At 72.9% G+C, this 9,750-nt stretch carries 7 protein-coding genes and 1 pseudogene; 7 read left to right on the top strand and 1 reads right to left on the bottom strand.

Annotated elements, in window-relative coordinates; translation table 11 throughout:
* The first annotated feature begins 361 nt into the window (after window positions 1-361).
* Entirely contained in the window at window positions 362-1,186 is an 825-nt protein-coding gene (gene prcB, locus ND747_RS28525; RefSeq protein WP_251737351.1) for a proteasome subunit beta, read from the top strand.
* A 1-nt stretch (window position 1,187) separates the two neighbouring features.
* Complete coding sequence (prcA, locus tag ND747_RS28520; protein WP_251737350.1) at window positions 1,188-1,910, top strand: proteasome subunit alpha; 723 nt, start codon at window positions 1,188-1,190, stop codon at window positions 1,908-1,910.
* A gap of 99 nt (window positions 1,911-2,009) precedes the next feature.
* Here the strand turns inward: prcA and ND747_RS28515 are convergent, their stop codons facing one another.
* Window positions 2,010-2,792: a dienelactone hydrolase family protein gene (locus ND747_RS28515; protein ID WP_251737349.1), complete on the bottom strand. Its 783-nt coding sequence runs from the start codon at window positions 2,790-2,792 to the stop codon at window positions 2,010-2,012.
* Window positions 2,793-3,074: 282 nt separating this feature from the next.
* Between ND747_RS28515 and ND747_RS28510 the strand changes: the two genes are divergently transcribed.
* The 5 genes and pseudogenes from ND747_RS28510 to ND747_RS28490 all read left to right on the top strand — a co-directional run.
* Entirely contained in the window at window positions 3,075-4,742 is a 1,668-nt protein-coding gene (locus ND747_RS28510) for a hypothetical protein (protein ID WP_251737348.1), read from the top strand.
* Between the two features lie 66 nt (window positions 4,743-4,808).
* Window positions 4,809-6,167 carry a Pup--protein ligase gene (gene pafA, locus ND747_RS28505; protein WP_251737347.1) on the top strand — a complete coding sequence of 453 codons (1,359 nt, stop codon included), beginning with the start codon at window positions 4,809-4,811 and terminating at the stop codon, window positions 6,165-6,167.
* A gap of 124 nt (window positions 6,168-6,291) precedes the next feature.
* The gene (locus tag ND747_RS28500) at window positions 6,292-6,927 is read left to right on the top strand and encodes an FKBP-type peptidyl-prolyl cis-trans isomerase (protein ID WP_251737346.1); all 636 of its coding nucleotides are present in this window, start codon (window positions 6,292-6,294) and stop codon (window positions 6,925-6,927) included.
* 709 nt (window positions 6,928-7,636) lie between these two features.
* The gene (locus ND747_RS28495) at window positions 7,637-8,677 is read left to right on the top strand and encodes a YafY family protein (RefSeq protein WP_251737345.1); all 1,041 of its coding nucleotides are present in this window, start codon (window positions 7,637-7,639) and stop codon (window positions 8,675-8,677) included.
* Window positions 8,678-8,683: 6 nt separating this feature from the next.
* Window positions 8,684-9,628, top strand: a pseudogene (locus tag ND747_RS28490) (helix-turn-helix transcriptional regulator); the annotation flags it as partial.
* Window positions 9,629-9,750 lie beyond the last annotated feature (122 nt).

Below are 9,750 nucleotides of genomic sequence, written 5' to 3'. Positions count from 1 at the left end.
GGGGTGGCACCGCTGGGCGGCGCCCAGGGTGCGGGATGCGAGGGCGCAGCCGTGCCCACGGTTGCCGACCGGCGACAGCGTGGACGTGCGCCGGTGGGACTGGCCGGCGGGCGGGCATCCGGTGGGAGAAGGCCGTGCCGGCCCGGTGCCCGGGCCCGAAAGTGCTCCTGGCCGGGGCCCGGGGGTGGCAGCGGTGGCGGGTGACGAAGGTGCGATGGCACGGCCGTGGCCGGTCGGGTCGCCCTCTCGGGCCATCACTGCGGGCGATGGCCCTATGTTGTGCTCATGCGCACGTCCGACTCGGCGCCGGGAGCCCCCGGGCCGTCGGTCCGGGCGAGTACGTCTATCGAAAGGGGGATGCGTGGCGGATCCATTGGGTGGCGCCGGGCGCCTGCCGGCTGTCTTCATGGCGCCGGGCACGTCGTCGTTCACCGATTTCCTGTCGCAGGCGGCGCCGCACCTGCTCCCGGGAGCCCGTGAGGCCCTGCCGGTGCCGGTCACCGAGGTCGCGCACGGCACGACGATCGTCGCGGTGACCTTCCCCGGCGGCGTGATCATGGCCGGCGACCGGCGGGCGACGCAGGGACACATGATCGCCCAGCGGGACGTCGAGAAGGTGCACCACGCCGATGACTTCTCCTGCGTCGGCTATGCGGGTACCGCCGGCGTCGGTGCCGAGCTGATCCGGCTGTTCCAGGTGGAGCTCGAGCACTACGAGAAGATCGAGGGCGCCACGCTCAGCCTCGACGCCAAGGCCAACCGGCTCGCCGCGATGGTCAAGGGCAACCTGCCGATGGCTATGCAGGGCCTCGCGGTCGTCCCCCTGTTCGCCGGGTACGACGAGGACGACGGCATCGGGCGGATCTTCTCCTACGACATCGCCGCGGCGAAGTCCGAGGAGCGGACCTACGAGTCGATCGGCTCCGGGTCGGTGTTCGCCAAGGGATCGCTGAAGAAGCGCTTCCGGCCCGACCTCAGCCAGGACGACGCCGTGCGGATCGCGATCGAGGCGCTCTACGACGCCGCCGACGACGACTCCGCCACCGGCGGCCCCGACCTGATCCGCCGGCTGTACCCCATCGTCGCCGTCGTCACCGTGGACGGATACCGTCGCTACGCCGATGACGAGGTCGAACCCGTGGTGAGGTCCATCATCGCGGACCGTTCCACAAGCGCGGGAGGCTGACGTGACCATGCCGTTCGGATACGCGAGCCCCGAACAGCAGGTCCGCGACAAGAGCGAGTACGCGCGCAAGGGCATCGCACGCGGACGCAGCGTCGTCGTCATCACCTTTGTCGACGGGATCCTGTTCGTCGCCGAGAACCCGTCGGTGACCCTGCACAAGATCAGCGAGATCTACGACCGGATCGCGTTCGCCGCCGTCGGCAAGTACAACGAGTTCGAGAACCTGCGCACCGCGGGCATCCGGCTGACGGACTCCCGCGGTTACATGTACGACCGCCGCGACGTGACCAGCCGGGCCCTCGCCAACGCCTACGCGCAGACCCTCGGGGCAATCTTCACCGAGAGTGTGAAGCCGTACGAGGTCGAGATCGTCGTGGCCGAGGTCGGCCGCAGCAGCGACGATGACCAGATCTACAAGCTGACCTTCGACGGGTCGATCGCCGACGAGCGTGGCTTCGTCGCCATCGGCGGCGCGTCCGACCAGGTCAGCACCTCGCTCAAGGAGCACCACCGGGACGGCCAGTCCCTGGCCGACGCGCTGCGGGTGGCCGTGCGGGCGCTGACTGTGAGCGTCCCGCCGGGCATGCCGCAGAGCGGCGAGCGGGTGCTCACCGCGGCGAACCTGGAGGTCGGCCTGCTCGACCGCACCCGGGCTCGCCGTCAGTTCAAGCGGATCAACGGTCGGCCCCTCGAGGAGCTGCTCGCCGAAACCGCCTCCGCCTGACCCGCACGCACCACCTCGCGGGCCGTCGTGGAGGCCATCGAACGTTCGGACCCTCACGACGACCCGCGACAGGCCGCTCCCGCCTGCCCGCCGTGCCGGCTAGCGGGGGCGGACCTGCTGATCGAGGAAGGCGAGCGTGCGCGACCAGGCGTCGGCCGCGGCAGCCGGGCGGTAGACCGCGTCCCGGTCGTCGCTGTGAAAGGCATGGCCGGCACCCGGATAGCTGATCAGCTCCGTCTGCTGGCCGCTGCGCCCTGCCGCCGCCCGCAGCGCCGCGATCTCGTCGGTGGTGATCAGTTGATCCTGCTCGCCGTACAGGCCGAGCCACGGGCCGCGCAGCTGACCGGCCGCCTCCACCAGGGCCGGCACCCCCGGCCAGGCCGAGGTGCTGACCCCGCCGCCGTAGAACGACACCGCGGCCGGCAGTTCGTGGCGGGTCGCGGTGTGCAGCGCCACCGTGCCGCCCATACAGAAGCCGAGAACCGCCTGCTGGGACGGGCCGAAACCGACGGCGTCCAGATGGGCGAACGCGGCGTCCACGTCGGTGTCGATGCCGTCACCGGTCAGCCGGTCCATCGTCGGAATCGCCTGCGGCCAGCCGCCGGTGGGGTCGACCTCGTCGATTCCCTCCCGGTGGTAGAGATGCGGGGCGACGGCCAGCCAGCCCGCGTCGGCCAGCCGGTCGCACACCGACACCAGGTAGGGCGTGATGCCGCGGGCGTCCTGGAGGACGACGACCCCGCCGCGAGGCGGATCGTCGGCGGCCGGGGCGATCACGGTGAGTGGCACTGCGCCCTGGCGGTCGACCTCGGCGCGCAGATGGCTCTTGAGCGCCCCGACCCGGCCCGCGCGGGTGGTCGCGTCGTTCGTTCGGCTTGTCATGGCGCCCATCCTTCCCCGTCCGCGCCGTGGTGACCGTCGTGGTGACCATCGAATCCGGATGGCATCGCCTGGTCCGCCGGGACACGCCCGAAGGTGACACGCCGAGGCTCGGTGGTCGAACAGGACGTGACCTCGAGAAGGCTTCACGCTACTCCCTGTAGTCGTCCCGGCGGCTCCGCCGGACGGAGGGGAGATTGCGGTGAGCAGAGCTCGGCCGGAGGAGACAACGGGCCGTCCGATGCCCGGTGTGGGCAGCGGCGCGACGCGACGCGGGACACCACCATGGTGACGTCGGACGGGCTCCCGCGGCCCGGCGGCGGCCATGACCACGACGGCCTGCCCGGCCAGCGCCTCGCCCAGGGCGGCGGTTCCGGCCCCGCACCCGCCCGTCCCGACACGGACGCCGCCGGCCCGCCCGCAGCCGCAGCCGGTGGTGGTGGCACGGTCGGTCGGGTCGGACCAGACGGTTCCGGCTCCGCTTCTGATCGCGTCGGGACCGAGGAGGCCGTCCGCGGCGCTCCTGGTTCCGCGGATGCCGGTTCCGCGGATGCCGGTTGCGGCGGTATCGGGCTCGGCGGTGCCGGGGTCGACCTGGCCCCTGCGGGGGGTGGCCGGCCCGAGGTGGTGCGTCGGGGCGTCGGGGGCGGGGGAGTCGGGCGGGACGTGGGACCGCCGGGGGCGGTCACGGGCCCGGCGGGTGCGGCGACGCGCGGTGCGGGAACCGGGGCGTCCGAGCTGGGGCTGGGGGCACTGCGGCGACTGGGCCTGCTGACGGTCGGCCTCGCGCTGCTCACGGGCCTGCTGGTCTGGCTGTACGGCACGTCGGTGACCAGTCTGCGGCCCCGTGACCTGCCGATCCTGACCGTCGGGCCGCAGCCGGCGGCGGGGGCGCTCGCCGACCAGATCAGTCGGGTGGAGCCGGGCGCGCTGTCGGTGCGCACGGTGGGCAGTGTCGCCGCGGCCGACCGTGCGCTGCGCGACCGGGACGCCTATGCGGCGATCGTCATCGGCGACGGCGGGCTCACTCTGCGGGTGGCCTCGGCGGCGAGTCCCGCGGTGACCGAGGCGCTCACCCGCGGTATCCGGGTGTTCATGCCGGGCCTGGAGATCCCGGTGGTCGACGTCGTCCCGACCGCCCCACGCGACGTCGGTGGTGGCGGGCTGGCCGCCGGCTACCTGCCGTTGGTGCTGGTCCTGGCGGCGGCGGGGGTGCTGTTGACCCGGCTGGTTCGGTCCCGCGCGGTGCGCCTGGCCGCGATCGCGCTGTTCGCGGTGCTCGCCGGGTTCGCGGGGGCGGTGGCGCTGCGCGGGGCGTTGCACGTGCTGCCCGGATCGCTGTTGACCACGATGGCGGTGGTGACGCTGCTGGCGCTGGCCGTCGTCGCGCCGGTCGTCGGAGTTGGTGCCGTCGCCGGGACGGCCGGGCTGGTCGGGGTCGTGCTGGTGATGGTGGTCGGCACGGCGCTGTCGGCGGCGGCGTCCGCGCCGGAGATGCTGCCCGGGCCGTGGGGGGACGTCGGCCAGTTCGCCCCGCCCGGCGCGGGGGTGACGCTGTTGCGCTCCACCGACTACTTCGACGGTGCGGCCGGTGGACGTCCTGTCGTGGTGTTGGCGGTGTGGCTGCTCGTCGGCCTGTGGCTGGTGTTCGTCGGCGAGCGGGGGGCCCTGCCCGGTGCGGCCGGGCGGCTGTGGTCCGGTGGGCAGCGGCCCATCCACACCCCCCGCGCGGGCCAGGTGGGCGGCCACACGGTCACGGCAGCCGGCCGGGTCCCCTCGTCCCACCGGGCGGTGCCGTCCGGTCCGGCGGTGCCGTCCGGCCCGGACGTGCCCACGGGCGGCGCGGGACCGGCGCAGGAGGCGGGGGGCGCGGTCGTCCCGGGTCGGCGTTCGACCCTCGAACGGACCGTCCCGCTGGAACCACCACCGGCCGGCGGATCACCGCGACGTTGAGAGACGTTGGGAGCGGCCCGGGCGTCTGCCCACGCCCGGGTGGCATCCGAGCATAGGGTCACAGACGTGGATCGCCGCATCTTCGGTCTGGAGAACGAGTACGGCGTCACCTGCGTGTTCCGGGGGCAGCGAAGGCTGTCCCCGGACGAGGTGGCGCGGTACCTGTTCCGTCGTGTCGTGTCCTGGGGACGCAGCTCGAACGTGTTCCTCAAGAACGGCGCCCGCCTCTACCTCGACGTCGGAAGCCATCCGGAGTACGCCACCCCGGAGTGCGACTCGGTGCCGGATCTTGTCACCCATGACAAGGCCGGCGAGCGCATCCTGGAGGGCCTGCTGGTGGAGGCCGAGCGTCGCCTGCGGGAGGAGGGGATCGCCGGCGACATCCATCTGTTCAAGAACAACACCGACTCGGCGGGCAACAGCTACGGCTGCCACGAGAACTACCTCGTCGGTCGGCACGGCGAGTTCTCCAAGCTCGCCGACGTGCTCGTGCCGTTCCTGGTCAGCCGGCAGATCCTGTGCGGTGCGGGGAAGGTGCTGCAGACCCCGCGCGGCGCCGTCTACTGCATCTCCCAGCGGGCCGAGCACATCTGGGAGTCGGTGTCGTCCGCGACCACCCGCTCGCGGCCGATCATCAACACCCGCGACGAGCCGCACGCGGACGCCGAGCGCTTCCGCCGGCTGCACGTCATCGTCGGCGACTCGAACATGAGCGAGACGACGATGTTGCTCAAGCTCGGCTCGACCGACCTCGTGCTGCGGATGATCGAGGCCGGCGTCATGCTGCGCGACATGACCCTGGAGAACCCGATCCGGGCGATCCGCGAGGTCAGTCACGACATGACCTGCCAGCGCAAGATCAAACTGGCGAACGGCCGGGAGGTGTCCGCGCTCGACATCCAGCGCGAGTACCACGCCAAGGCCGTCGAGTTCGTCGAGCGCCGCGGCGGGGACGCGGTGGCCAAGCGCGTACTCGACCTGTGGGGTCGCACCCTGCTCGCGATCGAGACCGACGACCTCGAGCTGGTCGCCCGCGAGATCGACTGGGTGACCAAGTACGTGCTCATCGAGCGCTTCCGACACCGCCACGGCCTGTCCCTGGCCTCGCCGCGGATCGCCGAACTCGACCTGAAGTACCACGACATCCACCGCGACCGCGGCCTGTACTACCGGATGGAACGGGCCGGTCTCGTCGAACGGGTCACCCGCGACCTGGACGTGTTCGAGGCGAAGTCGCTGCCGCCGCAGACCACCCGGGCCCGGCTGCGCGGTGAGTTCATCAAACGCGCCCAGGAGAAACGCCGCGACTTCACCGTCGACTGGGTGCACCTCAAGCTCAACGACCAGGCGCAGCGTACGGTCCTGTGCAAGGACCCGTTCCGCTCCGTCGACGACCGCGTCGACAAGCTCATCGCCAGCATGTAGCCCCCGCCCGCACGCCTTGGGCGTCCGCGCCGTGCGCCCTGCGCGGGTCGGGACGCCCGGGCGTGCGAGCATGTGCGGCGCATGCCCGAACCCGTCTCTGCCCGTAAGGAACCCGCCCCCTGTGATGTCCGCCCTGCGTCGCGTCTCCGGTGCCCGCCTGGCCGCGGCCGTGCTTGCTCCCGTCCTGCTGGTGGCTGGTCTGGCCGGCTGCTCGGCGTCCACCGCGCCCGACGGCACCGCCGCGGCTCCCGCGCCCACGTCGCGTCCCGTCGACGCGGTGCTGCCCGCCGTCACCAACGCGGCCGACCTGCACCGCGCCCCGCAGATCGCCGCCGGGCACGGCCGTGCCCCCAGCCAGCTGCTCACCCGCGACCTCGTCACCGGCAGCGGCAGCACCGCCACGGCGGCGAGCACCGTCACCATTCGGTACACCGGTGTGCTGTGGCGCGACGGCAAGGAGTTCGACTCCACCTGGGGTGGCACCGGCGCCGGCGCCGGCCAGCCCGCGACGTTCCCGCTGGCCAACACGATCACCGGTTTCGGTCGCGGCATCAACGGCATGAAGGTCGGCGGACGGCGCGAGATCCTCATCCCACCGGCGCTCGGCTACGGCCCCATGGGGGGCCAGCCGCCCACCATCCTCGCCGACGACACCCTGGTCTTCGTCGTCGACCTGATCTCCCTCGGTGACAACGCCGGGACGTTGGGCAGTGGCAGTTCCTTCGACGGCGGCGCGTCCGGCAGCGGAGCCCAGCCCTAGGGCATGTTCTGGAATCCCGGCAGTGGGGGTGGATCTTCGCGTACTGATGATCTTGTGCGGTCGCGGGGATCTCCCGGATGAGCAGTGGGGACTCGGAAGACGTATGTGCGGTGGGTGGCGCAGCCCCGGTGGGGGCGTACCCGTCGCCGGAGGGCCCCGACCAGACGGGTGCGCTCGTGTAGTCCGTAGGCATCGCAGATCAGCCTGATCTTCTCACCCCGACAGCCTCCCGCACCCCGACAGCCTCCCGGACCTCGCCGCCGGCGGGCACCCGGCGACGCGCGAAGATCCGGCAGGCCCTCACCGGCCGACCCGTGGACGCCGCCCGGTCGGTGTTCGTGAGAGAGCCGGCGGGGTCCAGCGACTGCAGCGCGTCGAACCGCGCCAGGAAAGTACCGATCCTTACGTGCGCGCCCGCACACCCCATGCACACGACGAAGCCCCACCCAAGGCGTTCTGGTGGAGCGTCGTCGCCAGCGCGCACCACCGGCACGGCACAGCCCGCCCGCCGACCTCAGTCGGTTTCGCAGGCGACACCATCGTCACCGGCAGCTCGGGCATCGGTGCAGTGCGCGCGGTACACCGACACGGAGCCTGCGGGACGGGCGACGGCGGGGGTGGCGTCTGGCGTGGGCGAGGGAGGCGACTAACCTGTGTGGCTGTGTCCCGGCGCCGGGTGGAACGCCTGTTGAATCTGACGATGTGCCTGATGGCGACGTCGCGGTTTCTGACCGTGTCCGAACTGGGAGAACTCGTCGAGGGCTATGAGCCCGGTGTCACCGCCGAGGAGCAGGAAGCTTTTCGGCGGATGTTCGAACGTGACAAGGCGTACCTGCGCGAGATCGGCATTCCGCTGGAGACCGGGCGGGGCTCGGTGTTCAGCGACGAGGTCGGCTACCGCGTGCACCGCGGTGACTATGCTCTGCCCGATCTCGAGCTCGCCCCCGACGAGGCTGCCGCGCTCGCCCTGGCCGGGTCGTTGTGGTCGGTGGCGGCGCTGGCCGGCCCGGCCGCCAGCGCCCTGCGCAAGCTCGCCGCCAGCGGCGCATCCGTGGCCGGAGCAGGGCCCGGGGGTGAGATCGTGTCCGGCTCGGGGGACCAGGTCGGTGGCGGGGCCGGGGCGGTCGGGCTGGGAGTGCTGGACGGATTCGAACCGCGGGTGGACGCGACCGAACCTGCCTTCGAGGCGTGCCTGGCCGCGGTCCAGGCCGGCCGGGTGATCCGTTTTCCCTACCGCAAGGTCGGCGACGCCGAGGCGGCCGAGCGGCACGTCGAGCCGTGGGGGGTGTTGTCCTGGCGGGGCCGCTGGTATCTGGTCGGCCACGATCTGCACCGCGGCGCCGAGCGGGTGTTCCGGCTGTCCCGGGTGGCGGGGGCGGTGCGCCTGGTCGGCCCGGCGGGTGCGGTGCAGGTCCCGGCCGATGTCGACCTCGCCGCGATGGTCTCCGCCCAGGCTCCGGCCGAGCGGGTGCGCACCGCCACCCTCGCGGTGCGCCACGGCACCTGCCATGCGCTGCGTCGGGGTGCCCAGGCGGTGTCGACCGGCTGCATCCCCCCGGCCCGTCCACGCCCGGTCTTCCCTGCGGACATGGACCTGCTGGAACGCACGTTCACCGACACCGAACGGTTCGCCCGCTGGATCGTCGGCTCCGGCCCCGACGTCCTGGTGCTCGATCCGCCGGAGCTGCGTACCGCCGTCATCGCCCGGCTGCAGGCCGCCGCCGGACCGGCCGCCACCGATGGTGGGTGAGCGACGGTGAGCGCCGCGACCGAGCGGCTGTCCCGGCTGCTCGCCCTCGTCCCATGGCTGCGGGCCCATCCGGGGGTGAGCCTGCCTGCGGCCGCTGCGGCGTTCGGGATCACCGAGGGGCAGCTGCGTAACGACCTGGACCTGCTGTTCGTCTGCGGGTTGCCGGGCGGTGCGCCCGGCGACCTGATCGACCTGAGCTACTCCGGGGACCAGATCACCATCGCGGATCCGCAGACCCTCGACCGTCCGCTGCGGCTGTCCGTCGACGAGGCGACCGCACTGTTGGTGGCCGCCCGCGCGCTGGCCGATGTCCCGGGTCTGGCCGGACGGGACGCACTCGACCGGGCCCTGGAGAAGCTGGAACGGGCCGTCGGCTCGTCCGGCCGGGTGGCCGGCCAGGTCCGGGTCAGCATCGACGCCTCCGACGCGGTGCTGGCCGTGCTGCAGGAGGCGCTGCGCGATCGCCGCCGGGTGCACCTGCGCTATCTCGTGTGGTCACGCGACGAGCTGACCGAACGCGACGTCGACCCGATGCGCCTGCTCGTGCGCGACGGCCGCTGGTATCTGGAGGGCTGGTGCCACCGGGCCGAGGCCGTCCGGCTGTTCCGCCTCGACCGCCTCGACGGTGTGCGTCTGCTCGACGTCGAGGCCGATCCGCCCCCCGACGCGGTGTCCCGCGACGTCGAGGACGGCATCTACCGCCCCGGGCCCGGGGACGTCAAGGTGGTGCTCGAACTGGCCGCGCCGGCGCGCTGGGTCGCCGACTACTACCCGGTGACGGCCGCCCGGGAGCTGCCCGGCGGTGACCTCGAGGTCACCCTGTACGCGGGGGAGACGACCTGGCTGCACCGGCTGGTGCTGGGGCTCGGCGCCGACGTCCGGGTGGTGGCGCCCGTCGCGCTGGCCGAGGAGGTGCGCCGCCTCGCCCGCCGTGCGCTGGCCGCCTACGGCCCGGTTGCCCACGCGTCGACGGCTCCCGGTTCGACGGCTCCCGGTTCGACGGCCCGCGCGCTGGCTGCTGGCGATCCGGTGGCCCACCCGGCGGGGGCCGACGCCGCGACCGGGGACGAGCT

It is taken from the genome of Frankia sp. R82, from assembly GCF_023716925.1.
Classification (GTDB): Bacteria; Actinomycetota; Actinomycetes; order Frankiales; family Frankiaceae; genus Frankia.
The sequence above is the reverse complement of the archived record's forward strand: the minus strand, read 5'-3'. Positions and strand labels throughout refer to the sequence as shown.